Below are 26,770 nucleotides of genomic sequence, written 5' to 3'. Positions count from 1 at the left end.
ATGGCGGACTTTGGCAACCCTTTCGACAGCTTCGGCGGCGCATTCGGCACCGGCGGCATGGAGTTCTCAGGCTCCGGCGTGCCCACCGATGACGCGTTCGAGATCCGACGCAAGCGGATCGTGAAGGCCCTTATCGAAGGAGAAACGGGCGTGCAGTTCGAATCGCTCGCGCTGTTCGCCGAGCCGCTGTTCTCGCTCTACGAGCTCAACCCCGCAGAGGCGTTCACGCTCAAAACCGACCCCGACAAAGCGCCCGACGAGGTCGTCGCGCTGATGGAGACCGCCCGCGTGCTGTGGGCGTTTTTCTCGCTCTCGCCGTCGTCCCGCGCCCATCGGCGTCAGGCGCTCGTGGAGCAGCTCGTCGGCGGCGAAGCCGAGGAGGACGATATGCTGGGCCTCGAAGGCGTGATCGAAGCCGCCGAGATCCACTGGCAGGCGCTCCTCCCCGAGGAGATCGAGATGGCGCAGAAGACCGGCCATGAGGTCCTGAGCTTCGACGACCTTCTCCACCACGCCGCTTTCCGCATCGACGCGGACCAGGACCCCGTCCACGCCGGCTTTGGCGATGGCGAGTTGAGCGAGACCGAGGCCCGCGCCTTGTTCGCCCAGCCGCTCCTCGAAGCGCCAGAAGTTATGCTGGACGCCGACGCGTTCGACTCCGCACTGGAGCGCGCCGACGCCTACTGGGACGCCGCCCAATCCGGCGACACGCCAGAAGCCATCGCGCAAGCACTCTCTCCCGACGACGGCGGCGACGTGGAGGAAGCCCGGACCATGCTGGCCCGTTACGCGAAGCTGTTTCCCAAGCGCTCGGAGTAGCACCTGTCAAGAGATGCACCCGGCGCGAGGTGCACCCGGCTCCCTCTGGCGCCAGAGGCCGCGTAGACGGGGACGAAGCGTAGTTGCCCCCGTACGTCTGTGAAGGGATATTGAACGCCCTGTCCCCAGACCCACCCGATGGACGTTTCTACGCTCGACAACGCTCGCCTCGACGCTCCGGCGAAGATCCCGTTTAACGGGTCGCCCACTCCCACCATCGGCGTCGAGATCGAGTTGCAGGTCGTGGACCCGCAGTCGTTCAACCTCCGGCAGGGCTCGGTCGAGCTTTTGGAAGGGCTCGAAGGCGTGGAAGGGGCGCTGGACCACGTCAAGCAAGAACTGACGCAGTCCACGATCGAGGTCATCACCGGCGTGTGCTCCACGGTGGAGGAAGCGATGGTGGACCTTACCGCGTCCATCCGCCAGGTGTACCACCTCGGCGACCAGCTCGGCATGACGCTTTCCGCTGCCGGGACCCACCCGTTCGGGCAGTGGCGGGACCAGAAGATCTTCCCCAACGACCGCTACCAAAGCCTCGTCGACCGCATCCAGTGGCCGGCGCGACGCTTGCTGATTTACGGGCTCCACGTTCATGTGGGCCTGTCCTCTGGCGAGAAAGCAATCGCCGTCAGCAACGCGCTGTGCTCGTACCTGCCCCACCTGCTGGCGCTGAGTTCGAGCAGCCCGTTCGTGGACTTCGAGGACACCGGCTTGGCAAGCTGCCGCTCGAAGATCTTTGAGGGGATGCCGACGGCCGGACTCCCCTACCGCCTGGCGAATTACGGCGAGTTCCAGCGGTTCATGAACACGCTTGTCCGCGCCAAGGCGATCCAGAGCATCCGCGAGATCTGGTGGGACATCCGCCCCCACCCCGGCTTCGGCACGTTGGAAATCCGCATCTGTGACACGCCCTCGACGATGCACGAGCTCGCGAGCCTGGTCGCGCTGGTCCAAACGCTCGTCGTCGCACTGGACGAGCGCTACGAGGCGGGCGTAACGATGCCCGTCTTGCAGCCGTGGATCGTGCGCGAGAACAAGTGGCGCGCCTGCCGTCACGGCCTGGACGCGAGCATCATCAAAACCAACGAAGGCGACCAGGGATCGCTCCGCGAAGTGATCCCGATGCTCGTCGAGCGGATGATGCCCATCGCGGAGCGGTTGGGCTGCGCAAAGGAGCTCGGCGCCATCCCCGGCCAGATCGACGCCGGCGCGAGCTACGAGCGCCAGCGGCGCGTGTTCGAGCACTCCCGCCGCCTCCCCGACGTTGTGGCCAGCGTGGCGGGCGAGTTCCGCGACAGCATCAACGCGCGGCCTCTGGCGCCGCGGTCGAGCGAGGCCCCGCCCGAGGCTTCTGCGGCGGCCGAGCGGAACGACTGAGCCGGTAGGCACAGACAACGGACCTCGCCTCTGGCGCGTGCGGTGCCCGCTCGCCAGAGGCCCTCGCGGAACGGTGCCGTCACCGGCCCATTACCTTTGCATATGCAACCAGAGCTCGTGACCGACGCCCCCGTCCGCCTTCCCAACCCCGCGCTCCGCAAGGAACTCACGGACCTCCGCCGCACGCTCCACGCGCGGCCCGAGCTCGGCTTCCAGGAGCACGTCACGGCCGCAACGGTCCGCGAGTGGCTCACCGCCAGAGGCCTCGCGCCGGGCAAGCCTCTGGCGGGGACCGGCTTCGCGGTCGAGATCGAGGGCGCCCTCCCGGGGCCGACCGTCGCGTACCGCGCCGACATGGACGCGCTCCCCTTGGACGAGGCCACCGACGCGCCCTACCGGTCGCAAACGCCCGGCGTGATGCATGCCTGCGGGCACGACGCGCACATGACCATCGCGTGCGGCGTGGCGATGCTGGCCCACGCGCGCCGGGACGAAATGCGCGGCACGCTGCGGGTGTTTTTCCAGCCCAACGAGGAAAGCTCGCCCTCTGGCGCGCCGGTCATGATCCGCGACGGCGTGCTGGACGGCGTGAGCGCGGCCTACGCCATTCATGTGGACCCAACCCTTGCTGTGGGCCGCGTGGGACTTCGCGCGGGTTCTCTGACAGCAGCGTGCTCGCCGTTTCTGGTCACGGTCGCCAGCGGCAAATCCGGGCACTCGGCGCGTCCGCATGAGACGGCCGACACGATCTGGATCGCGCAGCAGATCATGGCCGAGCTGTACCAGCTCGCCGGCCGTGTCACCGACGCGCGGCGCCCCTCGGTTATCACGATCTGCCGCATTCAGGGCGGCGATGCGCTCAACGTGATCCCCAGCCAGGTGGAGTTCGGCGGGACCGTCCGTTGCTCGGACACGGAAACGCTGACGTTCCTGCGCGAGAAGATCCGCCGCGTGGCGGGCGCCCTCGGGGCCGTCTACAACGCCGACGTGGACGTGGACTACGCGCACCTCCTTCCGGCGGTCGTCAACACGGCGCCAGAGGTCCAGACGGCCCGCGAAGCCGCGCGCGACCTGCTCGGCGCCGAGGCGGCCGTCGAGCTCCCGCTGCCGAGCATGGGCGGCGAGGACTTCTCCTACTACCTCCGCGAGGTGCCCGGCGCCATGCTCCGCATCGGCACGGCCTCTGGCGAGCGGACGCGCTACCCGCTCCACCACTCCCGCTTCGACCTCGACGAGGCCGCGCTGCCGCTGGCGGCGCAGCTGATGACCGAGGTGTGCCTGCGCGACCTCGCGGGCCGCGCGGCCTGACGGCGTCCCGCCGGTCGCCAGAGGGAGCGCTGGCAGGCGCTAGCTTTGGGCGTCGCTTTCCCGTCTGTGCCATGCGTTTCGTCCTGCTCGCGCTCGCCACCGCCCTTGTCGGCTGCCCCTCGCCCGACGCCCCGGCCCCCGGCAACGAGTTCTCAGGCGTGTACAAGGGCAAGCAGCAGGCCCCGGCCTCTGGCGAGACGACGGCCACGACGTCTCCCACGCCAGAGGCCACCGCAGCGCCCCAGCTTGTCGCGGTAAACCGGCAGGCAACGATTCGCGACCCGCAGGACACGTTTTTGCACCTCCGCGAAGGACCATCCTCGCGCACCGCTTCGCTCGCGCAGATGTCCAACGGGTCGAGCGTTCGCATCAGCTCATGCCAAGAAGGAACGGTCGGGCGCCGCTGGTGCCAGGTATCCTTTGGCGCGCAGGAGGGGTGGGCGTTCGAATCCGGCCTGGACCTCGTGGAGCGCCCGGCGTCTCCGCGCGAGGTGGCCGCTCCCCGCATCGCGACGGTTGACGACCCGGACGGGTGGACAAACCTCCGCAGTTCGGCGTCTACGCAAGCGGCCGTCGTCACGCGCCTGATCAGCGGCGCGCGCGTCCAAGTCACGGCCTGCATCCCGCCTCAGAACGGCTCGCGCTCCCGCTGGTGCGAGGTCGAGGCCTTTACCGTCTCCGATGGCACGCTTTCCGGCTGGATCGCCGAGAGCCGCCTCCGCTACAACTAAATGCTCCGCCTCCTCCCTCTCGCGCTTCTCGCCGCCCTCCTCGCGCCAGAGGCCCTCGCGCAAACGCCCGCCGCTGGCGAGGTCGTGATCAACGAGATCCTGTACGACCCGCCCACGGGCGGCGCGAGCAATGAGTGGGTCGAGCTCGTCAACCGGAGCGACCGGACGGTCGACCTCGCGGGCTTGGTGCTGAGTGACGTGGGCTCCTCCGCCGATGCCCTCGCAGGCCCGCAGCCTCTGGCGCCGGGCGAGTTCTTGGTCCTCGTGCGCGACGAGGCCGCGTTTCAGGCTGCCTTCCCCGGCGTGGCGTTCGTCGCCGCCAGCGGCTTTCCGAGCCTGAACAACGGCGGCGACCGGGTCTCGATCTCCATCGGCGGGACGGAGCTGGACGCCGTGGACTATGACCCGAGTTGGGGCGGGACCGACGCGAGCCTGGAGCGGCGAGACCCCGACGGCCCGAGCACGCAGCCCAACTTCACCACCTCGACGGCCTCTGGTGGCGGCACGCCGGGTGCGCAGAACACGGCGTTCGAGACCGATACCACGGCGCCCACACTCCAGAGCGCACAAGCCGAAAGCGCGACGCTCGTCGTCGCGCGCTTCTCCGAACCCCTCGACGCCGCATCGGCCGAGACTGCGGCGAACTACTCCATCTCCGGCGGAATCGGCCAGCCCGCGAGCGCCGAGGTTCTGGACGATGACGCCTCCGTTGTGCGCCTCACGCTCGCGCAGCCTCTGGCGCCGCTCCAGAGCTACACGCTCACCGCCAGCGGCGTCCAAGACCGCGCGGGCAACGCGCTCGCGAGTGGTTCGGTCACGTTCGGCTTCGGCGAGGGCGCGGCCGCCGTGCCCGGCGATCTCGTCATCAACGAGTTCCTCTACGACGAGCCCACCGCCGACAACCCCGGCGAGTTCGTCGAGCTCTTCAACCGAACCGACAAGACGTTCGACCTCTCGGACTTCACGCTCAACGACGCCGTGGGCGACGACGAGCCGGTTACGGACGCGCAGGTCCTCGTGCTGCCCGGCGACTACGCCGTGATCGTGGAGGACGGCGCACTATTCCAGGCTCTCTTCCCCGGCGTCGCATTCGTGGAGCAGAGCCCCTGGAGCGCGCTCAACAACTCCGGCGACGCCATCGTGCTCAAGTATCAGGGCGTCACGGTGGACTCCCTCACCTACACGCCGAGTTGGGGCGGCGAGGACGCGAGTTTGGAGCGCAAGGACCCCGCCGGCCCCTCCAGCGTGGCCGTCAACTGGGCCACCACGACCGACCCGCGCGGCGGCACGCCCGGCGCGCAGAACTCCCAGTTCGCGCCCGACACGGCCGGCCCGCAGCCTCTGGCGGTCACGGTCGCGCCCAATGAGACGTCACTCGTCGTCACGTTCGACGAGCCTCTGGCGCCAGAGGCTGTGAGCGCCGGTGCCTTTTCCATCACAGGCGGCCCGGCCGTCACTGCCGCCGCGCTCAGCGCGGACGGCACAGCCGTCACGCTTACGCTCGCGAGCCGCCTCCCCGCGGGCGACTTCACGCTTGTCGCCAGCGGCCTCCGCGATCTCCTCGGCAACACGACCGCCAGCGGCTCCGTCGCTTTCTCGTTCGCCGCCGACGTGACCGCGCCCGCCATCGCTCGCGCGAGCGCGTCCGGCGCGACGACGGTCCTGCTGGACTTCACCGAGCCCGTCGTAGCGGAGTCCGCCTCGACGCCCGCGAGCTATACCGTGGACGGGCTCGGCCAGCCCACGGGCGTGACCGTTCTGCCGGCCTCCGACGGGTCCGCCGGGACGGTCGTCGGCGCCGTCCTCACCTACGGTGCACCGTTTCCCGACCGGCAACTCCTGACCGTTCGCGCCAGAGGCCTCCGTGACCCCGCGGGCAACGTCCGCGACGAGACGAGCGCCACGTTCTTTTTCGGCACGCCCGACGCGCCTCTGGCGGGGGACCTCGCGATCACGGAGATCATGTACGATCCGCAGACCGGCGGCGACGGCGAGTACGTCGAGATCCAGAACCTGACGGCCGACAAGATCTTCGACCTCCGCGATCTCGTCCTGGACGACGACGCCTCTGGCGACCGCCCCGTCACCGGCACGCCCTCCATTCTCGCGCCCGGCGAGTTCCTGGCCATCGTAGCCGACCTGACCGCTTTCCGCGCCACCTTCCCCGACGCTCCCGCCGTCGAAGCCGACGACTTCCCCGGTCTCGGCAACGCCGGCGATCTGGTGATCCTGAAGGCCTCTGGCGCGGTTCTGGACTCTGTCGTGTTCGATCCCGCCTGGCATCGCGTCGAGTTGGACGACGCCACCGGGGTCTCCTTGGAGCGCCGCGATCCGCGCGCCGACGCCAACGACTCGAACAACTGGTCCTCCAGCCTGGACCCCAGAGGCGGCACGCCCAGCGCGCCCAACTCCATCGGCGCCGGCACACCCGCACCGCCAGAGGGCACAGGTCTCACGGTCTCTCCGAGCCCCTTCGACGCCAGCGGCGAAGAGGGCACGACGATCTCGTACTCCCTGGAGGCTGAGGCCTCGCTGGTGCGCGTGCGGATCTACGACGGCGCCGGCCGCGCCGTGCGCGAGCTTGAAGGCGCGCGCCTGACGGGCCGCACCGGCTCCCTTCTCTGGGATGGCCGCGACGACCGTGGCGAACGACTCCGCATCGGCCCGTACATCGTTCTCCTGGAGGCCGTCGACACGGAGGGCGGGACGACCGAGGCGTACAAAAGCGTCGTCATCCTCGCGCGGGACCTGTAGACGACGGCTCAGGACAGGTGCGGTTTGGCCGCTGGCGCCAGAGGCCACCCGTGCTGTCACGCGCCTGCGTCCGATCCCTCTTGCGTACTCCGCCAGAGGCCAGCAGGCGTTGTTCTCGCGTAGCTTGGCGCCGCCGGGACGGCCGTGAGACCGTTCGGGCCCCTGGCGCCGCAACTCGGCGCGTCGCCGGAAATCCTCGCGCACGCATGGAACAGCGTTCGCCGTTCCTGATTCGAGACCACACACACACCCGCACACGATGGCTACCGCGACCGCACAGCGCCCGGCCCCCGTCCACCTCACCGACCGCGCCGCAACCGAGGTGCGCAAGATCGTCGCCAACAAGCAGATCCCCGAGACGCTCGGCCTGCGCGTCGGCGTCAAGGGAGGCGGCTGCTCTGGCATGAGCTACGTCCTCGGCTTCGACAAGAAGCGCGAGCACGACCTCGAATTCGAAGTCGCCGACGGCGTCTCCGCGTTCATGGACAAGCGCCACGGGCTCTACCTCATGGGCACCACCGTTGACTACCACGACGGCCTGGACGCCCGCGGCTTCGTGTTCGAGAACCCCAACGCCACCGACACGTGCGGCTGCGGGTCCTCGTTCAACGCCTGATTTCTTCCCGCCAGAGGCCCGACGGTTCTCGGCCTCTGGCGACGCATCCCCGCTGGCATGGCGCCAGCGGCACCCCACCCGACCCATGGAAGGCAACTTCTCCAACCGCGTCCGCGACGTGATCTCGTACTCCCGCGAGGAGGCGATCCGGCTGGGGCACGACTACATCGGCACTGAGCACCTGTTGCTCGGCATCATCCGCGAGGGCGAGGGCATCGCTGTCAAGATCCTTCGCAACCTCGGCTGCGAGCTGTTCAAGCTCAAGCAGGCCGTGGAAGACACCGTGCGCAGCACGGGCGGCACGCTCACCGTCGGCAACATCCCGCTGACAAAGCAGGCCGAGAAGGTGCTCAAGATCACCTACCTCGAAGCCAAGCTCTACAAGAGCGACGTCATCGGCACCGAGCACCTCCTTCTCTCTCTCCTGCGCGACGACGAAAACGTGGCCGCTCAGATCCTCCAGCAGGCCTTCTCTGTGTCCTACGACGGCGTCCGCGGCGAACTCGACTCCATCCTCAGCGGGCGCGCGACGCCCCGCAGTGGGCCTGCCGAACCCGAAGACCCCTCCGAGGGAGGCGGATCGGGCGGAGGCCGCCGCCGCTCGTCGCGCTCCGGCGAACGCAAGCAAATGGCTGAGAAATCCACCACCCCCGTTCTCGACAACTTCGGCCGCGACCTGACCACGATGGCTCAGGAGGGCAAGTTGGACCCCATCGTCGGACGCGAGCGCGAGATTGAGCGCGTTGCTCAGGTCCTCTCGCGTCGCAAGAAGAACAACCCCGTCCTCATCGGCGAGCCCGGCGTCGGCAAAACCGCCATCGCCGAGGGCCTCGCGCTGCGCATCACGCAGCGGAAGGTGAGCCGCATCCTCTACGACAAGCGCATCGTGACGCTCGACCTCGCCGCGCTCGTGGCCGGGACGAAGTACCGCGGCCAGTTTGAGGAGCGGATGAAGGCGGTCATGAACGAGTTGGAGAAGAACCAGGACGTCATCCTGTTCATCGACGAACTCCACACGCTCGTCGGCGCCGGTGGCGCCAGCGGCTCGCTGGACGCTTCCAACATGTTCAAGCCGGCTCTCGCCAGAGGCGAGATCCAGTGCATCGGCGCGACCACGCTGGACGAGTACCGCCAGTTCATCGAGAAGGATGGCGCGCTCGACCGCCGCTTCCAGAAGATCCTCGTCGACCCCGCCACGCCAGAGGAGGCCGTCGAGATCCTCACGCAGATCCAGCCCAAGTACGAGGAGCACCACAACGTCACCTACGACGAGGGCGCCATCGAGCTCACGGTCAAGCTCTCCGAGCGGTACATCACCGACCGGCACCTCCCCGACAAAGCCATCGACGTGATGGACGAGGCCGGTGCGCGCGTCCATCTCGCCAACATCAAGGTTCCGCCAGAGGTTGTCGAGCTCGAGGACTCCATTGAGGCGGTCCGTGAGGAGAAGAACCAGGTCGTCAAAAGCCAGAAGTTCGAGGAAGCCGCTCAGCTCCGCGACAAGGAGAAAAAGCTCCAGGAGGAGCTCGAGAACGTCAAGGAGGAGTGGCAGCGCCAGGCGGAGGACGAGACGTACCCCGTCACGGAGTCCGACATCGCGGCCGTCGTGGCCATGATGACCGGCGTTCCCGTGGACCGCGTCCAGACCACCGAGGGTACCAAGCTTCTCGGCATGGAAACGGCGCTTCAGGGGACCGTCATCGGCCAGGAGGAGCCCATCCAGAAGCTGGCCCGGGCGATCCGTCGCACACGCGCCGGCCTCAAGGATCCCAAGCGGCCCATCGGCTCGTTCATCTTCCTCGGCCCGACGGGCGTGGGCAAGACGGAGCTCGCCAAGCGGCTCACGGAGTACCTCTTCGACAGCCAAGACGCGCTGATCCGCATCGACATGTCGGAGTACATGGAGAAGTTCTCTGTGTCCCGCCTCGTGGGTGCGCCTCCCGGCTACGTCGGCTACGAGGAGGGCGGGCAGCTGACCGAGAAGGTCCGCCGCAAGCCGTACTCGGTCGTCCTGCTCGATGAGATCGAGAAGGCGCACCCGGACGTGTTCAACATCCTGCTTCAGGTGCTCGACGACGGAATCCTGACCGACGGCCTCGGCCGCCGCGTGGACTTCCGGAACACGATCATCATCATGACCTCGAACATCGGGGCGCGGGATATCAAGAACCTCGGTAAGGGCATCGGCTTCGCGCTGGAGTCCGGCTCCACGTTCGACTACTCCAAGATGAAGTCGACGGTGGAGGACGCGCTGAAGCGGGTTTTCAACCCCGAGTTCCTCAACCGCGTAGACGACGTCATCGTGTTCCACCCACTGGAGAAGGAGCACGTGTTCAAGATCATCGACGTGATGCAGGGCGACCTGTTCGGCCGCGTCGAGGACCTGGGCATCGCGATCGAGGTGACGCCATCAGCCAAGGAGTTCTTGGTCGACAAGGGCTACGACCCGCAGTACGGCGCACGTCCGTTGCGCCGGGCCATCCAGAAGTACGTCGAGGACCCGATGGCGGAAGCCATCCTCACGAAGGATCTGGAGGAAGGCGCCAAGATCACCGTCGACTATAAGAAGGGCGCCGAGGAGCTCACCTTCAAGACGCGCAAGCCGCGTAAGAAGAAAGAGGCCGAGGCCTCTGGCGATGACGCGTCCGACGCGTCACCGGAGGAGGCGACGCCGGAGACACCAGAGGCGTCCGACGAGTAGCCTCTGGCGCCAGATTCTAGACGACTCCCGCCCCGCTGGCTTCGGCTGGCGGGGCGGTTTGCATTTGCGCCAGAGGCCGCTTTGCCAAATCTCTAGCGTTCTCACTCAAGGCCAGGACCGCGCCTAGGCGTAGCGGACGCTCACAGCAGGTCCGCCGAGACCGCTAGCGTAGCCCATTAAAAACCCCGCCTCTGGCGAGAGGCGGGGCGAAAGCAGTAGAGCCAGCGGCTAGCGCGAGAGCGCGACCGAGCGGGTCACCGTCGTGCCCCGGCCGTCAGTGGCGCGCACGAGGTAGAGACCTGGCGGGAGGTTGCTCGCGTCCAAGCGAAGGCTGTACGTGCCGGGCTGAAGCGTGCCTTCCTGCAACTTGACCACTTCACGACCGAGGGCGTCAAAGACCGCGACGCGGATCGACGTCGTGGCGTCGACCGATAGCTCAAGACGCGTGGACGACGTGAACGGGTTCGGTCGTGCGGTCGAGAGGCGGAACGGCTTCGGCGTCTCGTCGATGAGCGTCAGTTCCAACTCGGCACGATCGACCACAGCGCCTGCAGAAGCAGGGGCCACGGCGGCTCCGAGAAGGAGCGCGCAGGCGAGCGTGCGGAGGAGAGACGTCATGGCGGTGTCAAGAGTCATCGTCAATATCGCCCAAACGGCGGTGGGATACAAACGGATCCCATTCAAGGGGCGTGCCGGGAACGGGGCCTCTGGCGCCAGAGGCCCGGGCCGCGCCCCCGTCTAAGAGCCCTACCACATGGGGCGGTTCTGTGGATCACGACGCATTGCGGGCGAAAGCGGGCTCTGTTGCTCCTTTTTCCCGATCAAGCGGTAGACCAGCGCGGCAAGCGCTCCCGCCACGAAGCCGCCAATGTGCGCGCCATACGCCACGCCTCCCATCTGCTCGGTCGAGAAGATGGCTCCCCAACCGTCCACGAACTGGAACACGATGTACACCCCAAGCACCAGGAAAGCGGGCACGCTCACCACGCGGAAGAAAAAGATGGCGTTGACCTTGTTCCGCGGAAACAGCACGAGATAGGCGCCGAGCACGCCGGAGATCGCGCCAGAGGCCCCGAGGCTCGGGATCAGGCCGTCTGGATCCAGGGCGATCTGGGCAAAGGACGCCGCCAGCCCGCTCACCAAGTAGAACACCAAGAAAGGCGCGTGGCCGAACCGATGCTCCACGTTGTCCCCAAAGATCCAGAGGTACAGCATGTTGCCTCCGATGTGCATCAGTCCACCGTGCATGAACATGGACGTGATCAGCGTGAGGTAGATCATCGGCGCCGGGCCGGGGCCAGGTCGCTGCGGGATCTCACTCATGGTGGCCGCTCCTACGGGGACCTCGTTCGCGATGTCTTGGCCGCTCGTGATCTCGTACGGGACCGTGCTCCAGGCGTACGTGAACTCCGCGTCCGCGGCCTGCACGAAGAAGAACCCAACGTTCGCCAGGATCAAGAACCACGTCACAAGCGCGGGGCCTGAGAGTCGACGATCGTCGTCGGAGAGGGGAAACAGCATGAAGCGTCAAAGGTGGAAGGGGCCGCCAGAGGCTGCGGCGAGCGCGAAGGTAGTGCGGACCTCTGGCCTCAAGACGCGAGCCGGCCCGCCGCGAGCAACGCAGCAGCTGCGTGGACGCCATGCACGATTTTGCCGCGAGTCACGAGTCCCGCGAGATCGGACGCAGGAAACGCCCGGCGGACGAGGTCCTCGCTGGCCTCTGGCGTTGCGTCTCCCACGATGCTCGCCTCGCGCGCGAGGTAGACGTGCGCCCAGTTCGTGTGGCGCGAGGGCTCTGTCGCCAACCGCGCCAGAGGCTCAAGGTGCCGAGCCGACACTCCTACTTCTTCCATCATCTCGCGCTGGGCCGCGGCCTCTGGCGTCTCGCCGTCGTCCACAGCCCCGGCTGGAAATTCCAGGCTCACCCGCCCAATCGCGTGCCGCCACTGCTCCACCATCACGACCTCGCCAGAGGCCAAGATTGGGACGACGCAGGCCCAGTCCTGGTACTCCAAAGTGTAGAAGGCTTCCAGCACGGTCCCGGTCGGGAGTTGAACGCGGTCCTCCCGAAGCGTGAGCCACGGCGGCCGGTGCAAGAGCTCGCGCGAGGCGAGAAGGGTCCAGGGCTGTGGCTTGGGGTCGGACATCTACTCAGGTACGTTGGCGACGGGCAAGCTACCGGGTCGTGCGTTGCCGGCTCGGTTGCGCCGACCGCACTGCGCGCGGCCAGGGGCGTCGTGACTTCTACGCAATGGTGACACACGCCTTTCTCGCTACCCCTTGCGGGTCGATGGCACATCCATCCCTCAGCAGCCGACCTTCCTGTTTCCGCACTCCCTCTCCCTGAGCTGCTAGCGCGAATGTCCGGTGGTTCGCGCCAGAGGCCTGTGGCGTCTGTCTAGACATCGCTCTCGCTCGGGTCCGTGTGCGGCTGTCTTTGCCTCCTATCCTGAGACGCTGTCAAACCAGAGGCATGTGGCTCTCCCATTGGTTTTGCTGTGCCTACGCATTGACGCCAGAGGCCGTTGTGAGCAAGGTCCTCACCGTCATCCGATGAAGACTCGCGGGAGGGCGACGCCAGAGGGGTCGGGGGCGTTGACCCTTGCAAGCGGCTTGCCGTATCATGGGCACCCCAGGCGGGAATAGCTCAGTTGGTAGAGCATCTGCTTGCCATGCAGAAGGTCGCCGGTTCGAGTCCGGTTTCCCGCTCCATAGAAGGCCCCTTCCATTTCGGAAGGGGCCTTTTTTTATGTGGTCTGCTGCCCTCCTGCCGACGTGGGGCACGGCATAGATGCAGCCCAATTAGGAGTCGCGTATACGGTGGCATAAACGCGACATCTCAAGGCGGCAGGAACGTACTAGGAGTTTGTCTGAAGCCAGAGGCGGAAGTGCAGGTATATGGCACCGGCGCCCTATACTGCCCATCCATGTCACGCGGACCCAACCGTGTAGACACCTATTGAAGCGATTCACGTAGTAGGACGCGGCTGTGCAGGCCATTCTACCGCGCGCGCGACAAGACGGGCAACCTGCGGTTGCGAGAGATACCCTTCCCCTCCCCAATCCTTTCCTCATGGGTCACCTCCTACGTGTCCTCACTGTGCTATTGCTCCTCGCACCAGAGGCGTCCGCACAGCTACAGCTCTTTCCGTACTTCACGGACGGCGCCGTCCTTCAGCGTGACACGACGGTAGTGATCTGGGGCACCGCAGGGCCGAGCGCCCAGGTCTCCGTCGATCTCGGGGGGGTCTTGGGGACTACTGTTGCAGACGGAGCGGGCCAATGGCGGGCGGAACTGCCTGCGCAGCCGGCCGGTGGCCCTCTCACAATGACCATTTCTTCAGCGGGCACCATCAGGACGCTGAGCAATGTGTACGTAGGTGACGTGTGGTTCGCCGCTGGTCAGTCGAACATGGAGTGGCGCGTGATCGAATCCGACGGCGGAGCCGCAGAGGCGCAACGGGCCAACGACCCGATGCTCCGCCAGTTCTACGTGCCGAAGTCGTTCTCGCCGACTCCATCGGACCAGTTGGCATCGGGCTCTGGATGGACTGGTGCGACGAATCCAACCGACACGGGCAACTTCTCGGCGGTGGCGTACTACGCAGCAAAAGACCTACGAGCTGAATTGAACGTCCCGATCGGGATCATCTACGCGGCGTTCGGAGGAGGGCAAATCGAGGAGTGGATGTCTCTGGGCATGATCGCGGGACGCGGCGTGCCGACAAGGCGCGAGCATGCGGGCGCTTGGAACAAGATGGTGCACCCACTCCTGCCCCTCCCTATCAAGGGTGTGGCGTGGTACCAGGGCGAGTCCAACTCCCTCCGGGGAATGACACCCAACTACTACGGTGACCTACTAATCTCGATGGTTGAAGGGTGGCGGGCCGATTTTGGGCAGGAGAACATGCCATTTGCCTGGGTCCAGCTCCCGAACATCGGAGAGCCGTTCACCTCGGTCACCAACGCTCGCCCTCCAGGGGACACGCCTCTTGCGACAATCCGGGCACAGCAGGACCGGGCTCTGGTCCTCCCCCACACCGGCCAAGTGGTGACGTACGATACCGGGTATCCCGACGCTGATGGACGAGTGAACATCCACCCCACCAACAAGAGGCCCGTTGGGGAACGCTTAGCCCTCGTGCTCCGGAACATTGCGTATGGAGAAAGCCTTCAGGCGAGCGGTCCGAGAGCCATTTCGGCTCAACTCGGCGGCGGTGGCGCCGTCGTCGTGTCGTTTAAGGAGGTCGGAGCTGGGCTCGTCGTCGCTGACGGGGTCTTAAACGGTTTCACCCTTGCGGGCCCCGATGGGCGCTACGAGTGGGCCGACGCGGTGATCGCGGGTGACCGGGTTGTCGTGTCCAGTTCGCTCGTACTGGACCCGCGCACGGTCCGGTACGCGTGGCAGACGAACCCTGGGAACCCCGGGGAGCCGGGGACCGCCGACCTTCGAAACCGCGATGGGCTTCCTGCCGCGCCGTTTGAGGTGGATGCTGCTACGGAAACGGATCGCCGGTTAGCCGGAGCGTACTCCGTGTACGGCGCGGGCGCGGATTACACGACCCTGTCGGACGCCGTGAGCGACTTGAACGCGTACGGCGTGCGAGGCTCGGTGCGGCTCGAGTTGCAAGCAGGCACGCACGCGGAGCGCGTACGGATCGGTGTCGTAGCAGGCGCATCGGCTACCAACCGGATCACCCTCACGGCGGCCTCTGGCGCGGCCGTTACACTCGCGCCAGAGGCCAGCGCCGCCGGAGAAGACTACGTTGTCCGCCTGAGCAGCGCGGAGTACGTGACCCTCTCCGGCCTCATGCTCGCTCCGGCCGGGACGGCGTTTGAGAACGCCGTCGTTCTCGACGGCTCACTAACGGGCGTATCGATCGAGAACAACACCCTGGTTGCCGATGGGACGGGAAGTGGTCGCGTCGCGATCGGTTCGGCGCCATCTCTTCGCGCGACAGACCTCAGCATCCGAGGCAACACGATTTCTGGCTACTCCACTGCGATCCACCTCGAAGGCGATGGAGCGGCGATACCGCAGGGCGTTGAGCTCGTCGGCAACTCCGTTACAAACGGGGCCGTCGGCGTACGCCTCTGGCGTCTCGGAGCGCCCGACATCCGTAGCAACGATATCACCGTACGCGATTCCGGGTTCGTGGCGAGCACCCTTCTCGGAGAGACGCGCTTTGAGAGCAACGTCGTAAGCGCCGGTCTGGCCGGGGTCTTTATCACGGGCTCCGACGGTGCGCCAGGGGCGCGACCTCTGGCGGCCAACAACATGGTGCTCACCCAGGCGGGGGGCAGTTCCGCGATGCGATTTGTGCAGTCCGACAACTGGCAGATCTGGCACAACACCCTGAGCGCTGGTGGCGGGGTAGCAGCGACGGCGCTAGGGTTGGACGGCGGAGAAGGCCTGAGCGTGTTCAACAACATCCTGTCCTCGCGGGGCACGGGCACGGCGATGCACGTCACGGCGGCGCCTCTGACGGGTTTTGAAAGCGACTTCAACGCGCTGTCCAGCAACGGCGCGACCATCGGCCGGGTGGACCTGACCGACTACACCACGCTGGAAGCGTTTGTCGACGCCCTCGACACCTTCAACGCCGCGACCGTCTCGGACGCCAACACGCGTCGGGCCTCGGCTGTCTTCGCCGATACCGTCGCGGTGAACCTTCGCATCGTGGGCGAATCCGTGGGCGATCCCCTTCTTTCCGTCCCTCAGCTTCCAACGGTGCTGACGGACATCGACGGGGACGCCAGAGGCGCGACCACCTACGCCGGCGCGGACGATGCGGGCGTGCCCTTCTTCAACCGCGTGGTGTTGCACGGCCCGGCGGGCTGGCGGATGCTTTCCCTTCCCTACCCCGACCTCGGGCTGGGAGGCGATGACCCCGCCGCTGGCGGGGGTCCCGGCGGCGCCGTCACGCCTGGCTTGCTCCAGCCCATCTACACCGCGGGGTACCCCGGCGCTGACATCGACGAAGACGGGAGCGGCGGGTACACCAACGTTTTCGTCCGCGACGAGACCGAGACCTCTGGCGTCCCCAACGCGGAGTACAGTGCGCCGACGAGCAACTTCCTCGCGCCCGGCCAGGGCTTCTGGTACTACATGTTCCAGGACGAAGACCCGTTCACGAACGGCGAGCAGGGCACCTTTCCGAAGGTCCTCCCCGCCAGCGGCACGCCTCTGACATCCGATTACACCTTCCCGGTCACGTTCACGCGGGACAGTCCGATTCCGGGCGCGAACCTGCTGGGCAACCCATACGATCAAGGCCTGAACTGGGACGCTCCCGGCTGGACCCGCTCGCGTGTGATCACGACGGCTTACGTCTACGACCCGTACCTCGGGGAATTCGGCGACTACCGGCAGTGGACGGTCGGCGTGGGAGGCACGATGAAGGACGGTGTGATCCCAGTGGGACAGGGCTTCTTCACCTACTCGACGGGCAACCCGGCGCAGCTCACGGCCCCGGCGAGCGCTCGCACCGGGTTCTGGAATCCCGCCTATGTTCTCGACGCCCCTCGCCCCTCTGGCGCGGAATCGGCTTCCAAGAACGGCGTCGCGCCAGAGGCCCTGCCGCACGTTCGGTTCAACATGACGGGCCAGATCGCAGGGCGTGAGCACACCGCGTTCGCGGCTATCGCCATCGCGGAGGACGCCGAGTTGGGCTTCGATATCCGCGACGCCTACGCCCTGGAGCCTGCCTCTGGCGGGAACGCGCTCCGCCTCGCGGCGGCGCTCCCCGGAGCCGAGGCGGGATCGCCGGGGCTCTCCGTCTCCACCGTCCCCGGCGCGGCGGAGGTCGCGCTCCTCGCCGAAGCCTTCGCCTCTGGCGCCCCCACGGGCGCGACGACGCGGCTCGCATGGGAGCCAACAGGCCTCGACGGCTGGATCGCGACGTTGCGGGACCGCGTGACGGGCGAGAGCTACTCGCTCTCCGAATCGGGCGAGATCGCGCTCGTGCTGGACGGGAGTTCCTCGCTCATGCCGATCGCGGCGGGTGCCGAGGCTGCGTCGAAAAGCGCCAACAGCGGCGGGCTCCCGGCCGCGCAGTTCCTGCGCCTCGCGACGCCCGGCGGCGAACGTTTCGTGGTCTCGCTCTCGCGCGTCAACACCGCGGGCGAGGCCTCTGGCGAACGCGTCCTCACGCTTGGCGCCCCCATGCCCAACCCGACGCGTGGTGCGCTGCGGGTGCCGTTCTCGCTCGACGCCGCGCAAGAGGCGACGGTCGCCGTGTACGACGCGCTCGGCCGTCGCGTCGCCGTCCTCGCCGACGGGCCTCTGGCGGCAGGTGCGCACGACCTCACGCTGGAGACGTCCAGCCTCGCGCCCGGCCTCTACATCGTGCGCCTGAGCGCGACGGACACGGTTCTCACGCGCCGCTTTACTGTCATCCGGTAGCGGCGAGCCGCGCCTGACGCCAGAGGCTCTGGCGTCAGGCCGCGGTTTCCTCCAGGGCGCTCTCGACCATGTGGCCGGCCTCCGGCGAGGGTCCCGATAGCGTCGTCGTAACGGGCCGGTCGGCGCAGTCTTCCAGGCCGGGTGGACACGGCTCACCATCGCGGCGGGGCTCGGGCAAGCCCCACCACACGACAACAGCGACCAGCGCCGACATCGCGCCGGCGAGGAGCGCGTTGATTCCAAAGCCGCTGGCGGCGTAGATGACGCCCGCGATGGCGCTGCCTCCCGCGAAGCCGACGTTGCCGACCGCGGCCGACAGGCTCATCAGCACGCCCCGGCGCTGCGCCGGGACGAGTTCGGTGAGCAGCGCCTGAAGCGGGCTGATCCGGCCCGCCGTGAGCGCCATCACGCTGAAGAAGAACACGAACGCCAGCGGCGGCCAGAGCCGCGCCAGAGGCGTAAGCGCCATACACGCGCCCACGCCAACGGTCGCGATGACGATGACGGGCTTGCGACCGATGCGGTCGGAGAGACGGCCGGCCTGTGGCCCCGTGAGCACGTTGGCGGTCCCGCCGAGCGCGTAGAGTCCCGCGACCATCGCGCTGGTAAAGCCCAGCTCGGATTCCAGCCACGAGGGGAAGTAGATCACGAACAGCCCAACGCCCGCGAACAGCACGAGGTAGACGAGCGAAGCGGCTCGCGTGTCCGACCACCGCAGCAGGTCGGAGTACGACGCCAGCGCCGAGCCAACAGTCAGCCTCTGGCGCGAGCGCGTGCCCGCCACCTGCGGCAACGCCCAGAAGGCGAGCACGAACGTGATGCCCATGACCGCGGCGAACCCCAGAAACGGCATCCGGAATCCTCCGGCCTCCGCCAGCGCGATTCCCGCCGGGATGCCGATAATCTGCCCGACCGAAAAGCCGCTCATCACCCACCCGCTCGCCCAGCCACGCCGGTCGGCCCGAAAGCCGTCGCCGATGTAGGCCACGGCGGCCCCCGAGAGCATCCCGCCCGCTGCGCCAGAGGCCGCGCGCGCCAACAGCAGCGCTTCATAGGAATTGGCCAGCCCGTGCAGCGCGAGGGCGACGGTCATGGACGCGGAGCCCCACAGGATGATCGCGCGGCGCCCGAACCGGTCGGAGACCGGACCCGCGACGAGTCCGCAGAGGCCGAGCGCGACGGCGTAGACGGTCACGAGCAGCCCGAGCGTCCCCTCCTCCACCCCCAACTCGGCGCCGATTCGCGGCAGGATCGGCGCGACGATGATGATCTGGCCCGCGGCGGCGAACACCAGAAGCCAGAGCGTGAACAGCGCGAAGCGCGGACGCGCGAGAACGGTCGTATCGGGCATGGCCGAACCTAGCGCCAGAGGCCTCTGGCGGCGGCACCTCCGGCGACGGCTGTCACGGCACCTCTGGCGCCAGAGGCTCCTGGGTGGGTACGGGCTGATCGAGTAGGCTGCCGGTCTCGGCGCCTTCCATGTCCTCAGTCCCGCTGAGCGGGTTGTTCGCCGAGGCGCCGTGCGTAGGCGCCATCCGGCCGACGCCGAAGAACCACTCGCGCCACGTCAGTTCCATCGCCTCGCAGTCGCGGTCCGGGAAGCGCTGACGCTTGGTTTGCGAGTAGTTCAGGATCGCGACAAGGAGCACACCGCCAACCGTGTTGCCCGTCACGACGGCTCCGAAAAAGCGCCCGGCTTCGAGCAAGCTGGCGTCGCCCTGAAAGACGAGGAACAGTGCCTCGCACGCGCCGATGATGCAGTGGAACAGGTCTGCCGCCGGCACCAGGTACATGATCGCGAAGACAATCAACAGACGTGAGGTCGTGTCCCGCGCGGCGTGGTTAAGCCACACCATGCTGGCCACAAGCCAGCCGGCGATCACGCCTTTCCAGAACAGGTCGGTCGTGGGCACCTCCAGGCCGTGCATCGCGATTTCGCGCGCTGCCTCGAAGGAGTCCGGGTCCAACACGCCTGTCTTGGCGAGGAGCAGCGCGACCAAGGCGGCGCCCGCCACGTTCGCGAGCAGTACGATGCCCCACACGCGGAGCAGTTGCGGGACCGCCGCGATCTTGGTCAGCACGAGCGTGACCGGCGTGAGGGTGTTCTCGGTAAAGAGCTGGTACCGTCCGAGCACGATGAGCACGAAGCCTACCGGGTAGAGAATCCCGCCGATTAGGCCGCTGGCGTCGCCCGGGACCGCGCCCGTTAGCGCAGCACGCGCGACGAAGGAGAGCCCGATGCTCAAACCCGCCGCGAGACCGGAGAAGAACAGCAGTCGCGTGCTGCGCACGAACTCCTCGTCCGCCGTCGCGACGATGCGCTGGAAGATCTCATCGGTCGAGAAGAGATCGCGGACAGCGTGGCCGGCTGCGGGCGCTCCGCTCTCGGAGCGGTCCAGCATGGCGCGGTCAAACGGCTCAGGGGCGGGCGCCGTGGGGCGCGCGGCCTCTGGCGGCGCGGGGCGACGGGAGAACGGGTTCAGCATGAAGCGCCAACGCCGCGCGCAGCGCGCAGATTCGGCTCCCCCGTGAAGCCGCAGCGCGAGCCGCACGCGCTCCGGACGCCAGAGGCGCACCCCGGTTGCGTAAGGGCGCGACCTCTGGCAGTCGCCTTAGGCCGCCTGATAAAACCCTGTGGGTGTCATCGCGAGAAGCCCATTCGGCTGCGCTCAGGGCAGGCTCCGCGACGCGGCGATCCCGTCGCTCTGCGATCATCTGGACGAGAGTGCGTCGCGAGCGCTCACAATGACACCCGGTTCTGTTAGGGCGTTTTAGGCGTCGGCGTACTTGACGGAGCAGCCGTACGGCTCGGTCCGGGCAGGGTCCGCGTCGCGGCCGTCGGCGAGAGCTTCCATCGCGCTCACGAGGTAGTTCGTGGCGTCGTCCAGCGACGCGACGTTCGTGACCGGCTTGTCGTCAATCGCGCCGTTGTAGACCACGCGACCCTCGGGCGAGATCACGAACATGTGCGGCGTCGTCTTCGCGCCGTAGAGGCGGCCCACGTCGCCAGAGGCGTCCTGCAGCACGTGCGTTTGCTTGCCCTGCTCCTTCGCGGTCCGCGCGTCCATGTCGGCGTCGGAGAAGTTGCCCTGCTCGCCGGGAGCAGAGGAGACGACCGAGAGCCAGACCACATCGCCGGCCTGCGTATAGCTCTCTTGCAGCGCCTGCATGTTGCCCGAGCCGTAGTGCTTCTGCACATACGGGCAGTCGTAGTTCAGCCACTCCAGCACAACGGTCTGCCCCTGCAGGCTCGCGAGGTTGATCTCCTCACCAGAAGTGGAGGTGAGCGTAAAGTCCGGCGCCATTACGCCGGGCTGGATGTTGCCGGGCTCGGCCTCGCCAGAGGCCACCGCGGCGGTCTCTGATGTGGCGGGTTCGGCCTCTGCCGCGGGGTCCGGGTCGGACGCGCAGCCGGTGGCGAGGAGCAGTGCGAGGGCGAGGAAGGAAGCGCGCATGGGTCGAGGGGTCAGCGGGAGGCGACGGAGGAAGAAACGCCATCAAGGGCGTCTAAGACGATGCCGGGCGTCAGAATCTCGGGCAGCAGGACAGGCTCCGCGCCGCCGCCCGGGTAGAGTGCGTAGACCGGCACGCCGCTGCGGCCGAGGGCGTCGAGCGAGGCCGTGATGGCGTCATCGCGACGCGTCCAGTCGGCGACGAACAGGTGGACGCCTCTGGCGCGGAAGGCCTCTTGGACGCGCTCGGTGTGTAGCGTGCTGGCTTTGTTGGCCTGGCACGAGAGGCACCACGTGGCGGTGTAGTCCACGAAGACGGGCTCGCCCGCGGCGACAAGCGCGGCGACCTCGGCCGTGTCGTAGCGCTCCCACGCGCCTCTGGCGCCAGAGGCCTGGGCCTCCTGCCTCGCTCCGAAAACGGTCAGCGCGAGCGCGCCCGCGAGCGAGAGCGCAACGAGGGCGCGCGACGTGAGGCGCACCGAGCCGCTGGCGGGTGCCCACCGCCCCCACACCCACGCGGCGAAACCGACGAGCACGAGCGCCGCGAGAAGCAATGCTGCGCCGTTGATGCCGGTCTGGGTGCCAAACGTCCACACGAGCCACGCGGCGGTCAGGAACAGCGGGAAAGCGAGCGCCTGCTTGAGTGTCTCCATCCACGCGCCCGGACGCGGGAGGCGTTGGAGCCACGCCGGGAAAAAGGAGAGCAGCACGTACGGTAGCGCCATGCCCAGCCCGAGCGCCGCGAAAACCACGAGCGCCGCCAGAGGCGGCTGCACGAGCGCCCAGCCCAGCGCCGCGCCCATAAACGGCGCCGTGCACGGCGTGGCCACAACGGTCGCGAGCACGCCCGAGAGGAATGCGCCTCTGGCGCCAGAGGCGGTGTCGGCCTTGGCGGCGACGCCCATCACGCGCCCGCCGAACTCAACGGCGCCGAGAAGCCACAGGCCCATGCCGGTCATGAGGACCGCGAGCGCGGCGATCACGCCCGGCGCCTGCAGTTGGAAGCCCCACCCGATGGCCTCGCCCGAGGCACGAAGCGCCAGAAGCAAGCCCGCGAGCGCCAGGAACGAGACGAGCACACCAGCGCCGAACAAGAGTCCGTGGCGACGCATCGTCGCCTCTGGCGTGCCGCGCCCTTCGGCGAAGCCGAGGATCTTGATGCTCAGGATCGGGAAGACGCACGGCATGAGGTTGAGCAGCATGCCGCCGCCAAAGGCGAGCAGCAACGCGATCCAGAGCGACGATACCTCGGGCTCTGACTCGCTGGCGGCCACCAGTTGCGGGACCGGGGCGCGGACCGCCAGCGCGCGGCTCCCCTCGTTGAACGTCTCGCCAGAGGCAGCGACGAGCACGCCCTCCAGCGCGTCCGGCGTGGCCTCAATCTGTGAGCCCTCGAGTTCCAGTACCCACACCTCGCCCTCACGGCGGACCGGCTGTGGCGCGGCGTAGTCGATCACGCCAGAGGTCTCGGGGAAGAAGTACGCGCCCTCCAGCGAGCCGCTCCAGCCGGGCGCGGGGATCACGCGGAGGTCGAAGCCGCCCGCGGCGGTCGGGATCGCCTCCACGGTCCAGCCTCTGGCGTCGACCGGCAGAAGGGACCGCGCGCGAGCGATCCGCGCGGCGCCAGAGGCGTCGGGCGTGCGCGTGCCGATGTCGAGCGTGAACGCGATCTCAGCGCTAGCCGGCAGGCAAATGTCTGCGCAGATGAGCCAGTTGGCCGTGCCCTCGATACGCGTGGGGCCTCTGGCGGCACCGTCCGCGACGGTAAACGTAGTCAGCAGCGCCACTTCGTCGCTGTAGCCGTACGAGACGAGCCCGGCCTGCTCGATGGCCTCGGGGTACGGGAAGCGCAACGGCCCGGCCGTGATCCCCTCGGGAAGCCGCCAGTCGATGCTCGTCGCCTGTCCGGCGTCGCCGCCGTTGAGCCAGTACGAATGCCACGTGGGGTCCTGCGTGAGCATGAGCGCCACGTCCACGCTCTCGCCGGGTGCGACGCCAGAGGCCTCGGCGACGACCTCCGCGTCCGAGAACGGACTGGGATCATCGGGGTCGATCGCGTCGAACGCGCTCTGCGCTGCCAGGGGCGGGCCGCTGGCGAGGGCGAGGAGCGCGAAGAAGAGGAAAGGCAGTCGCATAGCGTCGGGGGCGTCACGCGTAGGACGCCGAAGAGCGGGTTCTGCATGCCGACGTGCTACGGATCCTCCCGCTCCTCACGTTCCCACGCCGGGGCCGAGGACGTACCGGAGACGGGAGGTGTCCAGACCTTCGGGCATACCAGCCGGGAACCGGGCGTAGGGCGCCACATCGCGCCAGCCCACCTCGGCATCTCGCAGATCGTAGAAGCCGCGATTGGATTCGGCGATGGACGTGAGCATCCCTCCCAACGCCCACGCCGGGGCCGTGAACACCAGGAAAAAGCCATGCGTGAGTGTGGACGCGGCCCCCACACCGGCCCACGCGGACGTCCCTTTCCATCCCTCGTTGCGGTACGCCTCCACTCGGGCCTTGTACACAAACGGTTTGGCGAGCACGAGGTACTCGTTCTCGGTTGTGAGCACGTGCACCGACTCCTCATCGACGGCCAGGAGCTCTCCCTGTATTGCGACCCGGTCTCGCGTTTCCAAGCCGATCCACGCCCCCATGGGGTACGCCGCGAGTTCGCTAGACTGGGGGATCACGCCGCGCGGCGAGCTCCGCGAGGACACGCAGCCGCTGGCGAGAACGGCCGTCAGGAGTAGCGCCAGAGGCGAGAGAGAAACGCGCATCGGTCTAGAAGTCGGGGAGCGGAGCCGCCGACGGCGCGGCAAAACGAGAGGCCCAGAACGCCGCGTCCATCTCGGCCTCCATGGCCTTGAACATCGGCGCGAGGTCGCGGAGGGCGGCCTCTGGCGAGAAAAGCAGGTGCGCCAGCGCGTCGGGGTCGTGGTCCACCATCCACTCATCGCGCATCCACTCCAGGTAGTAGCCCTCCGATTCGAGGAAGAGATCCCACGAGGAGCCCTCTGGCGCCAGAGGCACCTCGTAACCCAAGCGAAGCGCCACGCCCGGGAGGTTCACGAGCTGGCGAGCGTCCTCGGTCAGGTCCGCCAGCGCATCGGCGTCTGCGGCGGGCGCGCCGCCCTCCCCCTCGCGCACGACTACGGACGGCGAGACGCGAACGGGCGCCACCTGCGCGTCCAACCGCACCAGGCTCACCGCGTCGATCCGCCACGCGCCCATCGTGGGCCGCAGTCGGACCTCCACGTCACCGGAGACGCCGGCGGGAAGCACGACGAGGTAAGCATCGCGCGCCAGAGGCCCCGTCTCGCTGACGACGCCCACCTCCTGCCACGTGCCGTCGGCGGTTTTGACCTCTACAGGCATCCGCGTCACCATGTCCAGCGCGGGCGAAGTGGTCGGGGTGCCGGAGCGGTTGCGCGTCTCGGCCTGCGCCACCCACGCGCCCACGTCCGGCCCGGCATACGCGAGGCCTTGGTACACGAGGAACGTGGTGAGCAAAGTCTGCCGCCCCGTGATCGCGAGCCCGTAGCGGGCCTCTGGCGCCACGTCCCTAAACGTCAGCGCGAGGGATTCCTTGGCCGCGAGGTCCGTGGAGTCCGAGGTGCTGAAGCGCTCTATGCCGTCCGCCGACGCCAGAGGCGCGGTGCAATCGCCTTCGGGCGCGGCGCAGGACGACGGCGAGGCGGGTGCTGAGGTTGCCCAGAACGCGCCGTCGTTGGTCCCGTGTCCGGCGAAGTACGCCCGACCGCCAGAGGCTACGGGCACGGCGAGAAGGTCGGCGCGGCGCGTGACGTGCGTTTCGAGCGCCTCGTTGGTCATGCGCAGTTCGTAGGCGCCGCCCTGGTGGAGCGTTGCGAGCCGGTCCACGTCGCGGTCCTCCAGCGACGGCGCGATGCTGGCCGAGTAGCCCTCCGCCAGAAGCGCGCGCTCCCCGGTGGTCTGGTAAAACGTGGGGCAGGAGCCGAAGCAGGACTTCGGGTTGCTCAGGCACGCCGCCGTAAGCGCCGCCGAGACTCCAGTCAAAATGGTCATTCCGATGATGGTCCTCGGGACCGCCACCTCGCGGTCGGCGACGAAGACGCCGACGGAGTCCAGCGCGATCGCCTGCGGGCCTCTGGCGAACTCAGTCCGGAGCGGGTCGTAGCGCACGCCCTCGCCGCGGATAACCGTGTCGCTCGTCTCCCACGTCTCGAACACGATGAGGTCCCCGCCCAGCAGGTGCGCCTGGATCACCTTCGCCTCGCGCTCAGAGCTCTGGAGTTTTTCTGCAGGGATGACCTCGCGCTCCATGCGCGTGATGCTGCACCCGGCGACGGATAGCAGAACCGTGAAAGCGAGACCGAGGGTCAAGAACCGAGGCATACAGAACCAGAGAGGATGCGCAGAATCTAGGCACCCACCTCGCATCGGACGCGGGCTCATTCGCCTGCCCCGCACCGTGTTGTGCGTCCCCGCCTCTGGCGCCAGAGGCGGGCGGTCGCGTATCGTCGGGCCTCGGGCGGTGCGCTCTCGCGGTGCCCGCTGCCACCGAACCACACCCTCCTTGGACACGCCCTGCGCCTTCTGTGACATCGCGGCCGGCCGCATCTCGGCCGATCTCGTCGTGTACCGGACAGAGCGCGTTGTGGGCTTCGTCGCGCGCGAGCCGGACGCGTTCGGGCACACCGTTCTCGCACCCACGGTTCACTGCGCGGACCTCTTCGATGCGCCCGTTGAGGTCGCCTGCGATCTCACGCACGCAGTCCAGAGTCTCGCCCAGCACTACCGCGAGACAATCGGCATGGACGGCTTCAACCTGCTCCACGCGAGCGGTCGCGCCGCCCAGCAATCGGTCCCGCACCTCCACGTCCACCTGATCCCCCGGTTTGACGGCGACGGCCTTGAGGGCTGGCCTCCTCTGGGCACACCGGACCAGACGGCTCAGGACATGGCCTCGCAACTGCAGATGCCCCCGTCCGTGTAGCAGGGCCTCTTGCGACCTGCGCCGATCCCGCGATGACGCCTCACCCGACCATCGAGACCGACCGGCTCGTGCTCCGCCCGTTCTGCCTCGCGGACGCAAGCCGGGTCCAGGAACTGGCCGGAGCGGCCGAGGTGGCCGCGATGACGCAGAACGTCCCGCACCCCTACGAGGACGGCATGGCCGAGCGGTGGATCGCCTCTCGCGCCGTGGCCTTCTACGACGGAGCCGGCGTCTTCTTCGCCATCACGCTGAAGTCGGACGGAGCGCTGATCGGCTCGGTCAGCCTCGGCGTGACGCCGCAGCACCGGCGCGGCGAGTTGGGTTACTGGATCGGCGTGCCGTTCTGGGGCCAGGGCTACGCCTCCGAAGCCGCCCGCGCCACGGTCCGCTACGGGCTGGGCGGCCTCGGGCTCCACAAGATCACGTCGCGCCACTTTGCGACCAACCCAGCATCGGGCCGGGTCTTGGAGAAGGCTGGGCTGGCGAAGGAAGGCGTGCTCCGCGACGAGATCCACAAAGACGGGACGTTCGTCGATGTCGTCGTCTACGGCCTCGTCGGCGGGTAGCGCTCGGGAATCGGAGCCGGAGGAGCGGGGATGCGTTGGATGACGCAACTCCGCCCCGGCCCGCGGCGGCCTCTGGCG

Annotated in this window: 19 protein-coding genes and 1 tRNA gene; 11 read left to right on the top strand and 9 right to left on the bottom strand. The window is 67.9% G+C overall.

The window, feature by feature from the left end:
* The 7 genes from BSZ36_RS03825 (at position 1) to BSZ36_RS03795 (ending at position 10,306) form a co-directional block, all read left to right on the top strand.
* Positions 1-819, top strand: a complete 819-nt coding sequence (locus BSZ36_RS03825; protein WP_094546190.1) for a hypothetical protein — start codon at positions 1-3, stop codon at positions 817-819.
* Between the two features lie 138 nt (positions 820-957).
* A complete protein-coding gene (locus tag BSZ36_RS03820) occupies positions 958-2,196 on the top strand; it encodes a glutamate--cysteine ligase (protein WP_094546188.1) in 1,239 nt (412 codons plus the stop codon).
* 102 nt (positions 2,197-2,298) lie between these two features.
* Positions 2,299-3,504 carry a M20 metallopeptidase family protein gene (locus BSZ36_RS03815; protein WP_094546186.1) on the top strand — a complete coding sequence of 402 codons (1,206 nt, stop codon included), beginning with the start codon at positions 2,299-2,301 and terminating at the stop codon, positions 3,502-3,504.
* A 71-nt stretch (positions 3,505-3,575) separates the two neighbouring features.
* Positions 3,576-4,235 (top strand): SH3 domain-containing protein, encoded by a 660-nt coding sequence (locus BSZ36_RS03810; RefSeq protein ID WP_094546184.1) that lies wholly within the window; start codon positions 3,576-3,578, stop codon positions 4,233-4,235.
* Positions 4,236-6,989: a lamin tail domain-containing protein gene (locus BSZ36_RS03805; protein WP_094546182.1), complete on the top strand. Its 2,754-nt coding sequence runs from the start codon at positions 4,236-4,238 to the stop codon at positions 6,987-6,989.
* A gap of 259 nt (positions 6,990-7,248) precedes the next feature.
* The gene (locus BSZ36_RS03800; RefSeq protein WP_094546180.1) at positions 7,249-7,605 is read left to right on the top strand and encodes a HesB/IscA family protein; all 357 of its coding nucleotides are present in this window, start codon (positions 7,249-7,251) and stop codon (positions 7,603-7,605) included.
* Positions 7,606-7,690: 85 nt separating this feature from the next.
* A complete protein-coding gene (locus BSZ36_RS03795; RefSeq protein ID WP_094546178.1) occupies positions 7,691-10,306 on the top strand; it encodes an ATP-dependent Clp protease ATP-binding subunit in 2,616 nt (871 codons plus the stop codon).
* Positions 10,307-10,534: 228 nt separating this feature from the next.
* On the opposite strand, the gene BSZ36_RS03790 is transcribed toward BSZ36_RS03795, so the two are convergent.
* The 3 genes from BSZ36_RS03790 to BSZ36_RS03780 all read right to left on the bottom strand — a co-directional run bounded on the left by BSZ36_RS03790 (position 10,535) and on the right by BSZ36_RS03780 (position 12,453).
* Entirely contained in the window at positions 10,535-10,924 is a 390-nt protein-coding gene (locus BSZ36_RS03790) for a T9SS type A sorting domain-containing protein (protein ID WP_179271010.1), read from the bottom strand.
* 129 nt (positions 10,925-11,053) lie between these two features.
* Positions 11,054-11,827, bottom strand: a complete 774-nt coding sequence (locus BSZ36_RS03785) for a rhomboid family intramembrane serine protease (protein ID WP_094546174.1) — start codon at positions 11,825-11,827, stop codon at positions 11,054-11,056.
* 68 nt (positions 11,828-11,895) lie between these two features.
* Complete coding sequence (locus tag BSZ36_RS03780) at positions 11,896-12,453, bottom strand: NUDIX hydrolase (RefSeq protein WP_094546172.1); 558 nt, start codon at positions 12,451-12,453, stop codon at positions 11,896-11,898.
* A 489-nt stretch (positions 12,454-12,942) separates the two neighbouring features.
* Here BSZ36_RS03780 and BSZ36_RS03775 point away from each other — a divergent pair.
* Positions 12,943-13,018: transfer RNA gene (locus BSZ36_RS03775), tRNA-Gly, on the top strand.
* A 616-nt stretch (positions 13,019-13,634) separates the two neighbouring features.
* A complete protein-coding gene (locus tag BSZ36_RS03770; RefSeq protein ID WP_179271009.1) occupies positions 13,635-17,711 on the top strand; it encodes a sialate O-acetylesterase in 4,077 nt (1,358 codons plus the stop codon).
* A 34-nt stretch (positions 17,712-17,745) separates the two neighbouring features.
* On the opposite strand, the gene BSZ36_RS03765 is transcribed toward BSZ36_RS03770, so the two are convergent.
* From BSZ36_RS03765 to BSZ36_RS03740, 6 genes are all read right to left on the bottom strand, one after another.
* Positions 17,746-19,062 (bottom strand): MFS transporter, encoded by a 1,317-nt coding sequence (locus BSZ36_RS03765; RefSeq protein WP_094546168.1) that lies wholly within the window; start codon positions 19,060-19,062, stop codon positions 17,746-17,748.
* Positions 19,063-19,114: 52 nt separating this feature from the next.
* Positions 19,115-20,197: a formate/nitrite transporter family protein gene (locus tag BSZ36_RS03760; RefSeq protein ID WP_094546166.1), complete on the bottom strand. Its 1,083-nt coding sequence runs from the start codon at positions 20,195-20,197 to the stop codon at positions 19,115-19,117.
* A gap of 285 nt (positions 20,198-20,482) precedes the next feature.
* Positions 20,483-21,166, bottom strand: a complete 684-nt coding sequence (locus tag BSZ36_RS03755) for a redoxin family protein (protein ID WP_094546164.1) — start codon at positions 21,164-21,166, stop codon at positions 20,483-20,485.
* Between the two features lie 11 nt (positions 21,167-21,177).
* Complete coding sequence (locus BSZ36_RS03750) at positions 21,178-23,298, bottom strand: protein-disulfide reductase DsbD family protein (RefSeq protein WP_094546162.1); 2,121 nt, start codon at positions 23,296-23,298, stop codon at positions 21,178-21,180.
* Between the two features lie 75 nt (positions 23,299-23,373).
* Positions 23,374-23,928 (bottom strand): hypothetical protein, encoded by a 555-nt coding sequence (locus BSZ36_RS03745; RefSeq protein WP_094546160.1) that lies wholly within the window; start codon positions 23,926-23,928, stop codon positions 23,374-23,376.
* A gap of 4 nt (positions 23,929-23,932) precedes the next feature.
* Positions 23,933-25,525 (bottom strand): hypothetical protein, encoded by a 1,593-nt coding sequence (locus BSZ36_RS03740; protein ID WP_179271008.1) that lies wholly within the window; start codon positions 25,523-25,525, stop codon positions 23,933-23,935.
* 181 nt (positions 25,526-25,706) lie between these two features.
* Between BSZ36_RS03740 and BSZ36_RS19225 the strand changes: the two genes are divergently transcribed.
* Entirely contained in the window at positions 25,707-26,126 is a 420-nt protein-coding gene (locus BSZ36_RS19225) for an HIT family protein (RefSeq protein WP_179271007.1), read from the top strand.
* Between the two features lie 32 nt (positions 26,127-26,158).
* Positions 26,159-26,692: a GNAT family N-acetyltransferase gene (locus BSZ36_RS03730; protein ID WP_094546153.1), complete on the top strand. Its 534-nt coding sequence runs from the start codon at positions 26,159-26,161 to the stop codon at positions 26,690-26,692.
* Positions 26,693-26,770 lie beyond the last annotated feature (78 nt).

Origin of the sequence: Rubricoccus marinus (assembly GCF_002257665.1) — a bacterium.
Lineage (GTDB): Bacteria > Bacteroidota > Rhodothermia > Rhodothermales > Rubricoccaceae > Rubricoccus > Rubricoccus marinus.
The sequence above is the reverse complement of the archived record's forward strand: the minus strand, read 5'-3'. Positions and strand labels throughout refer to the sequence as shown.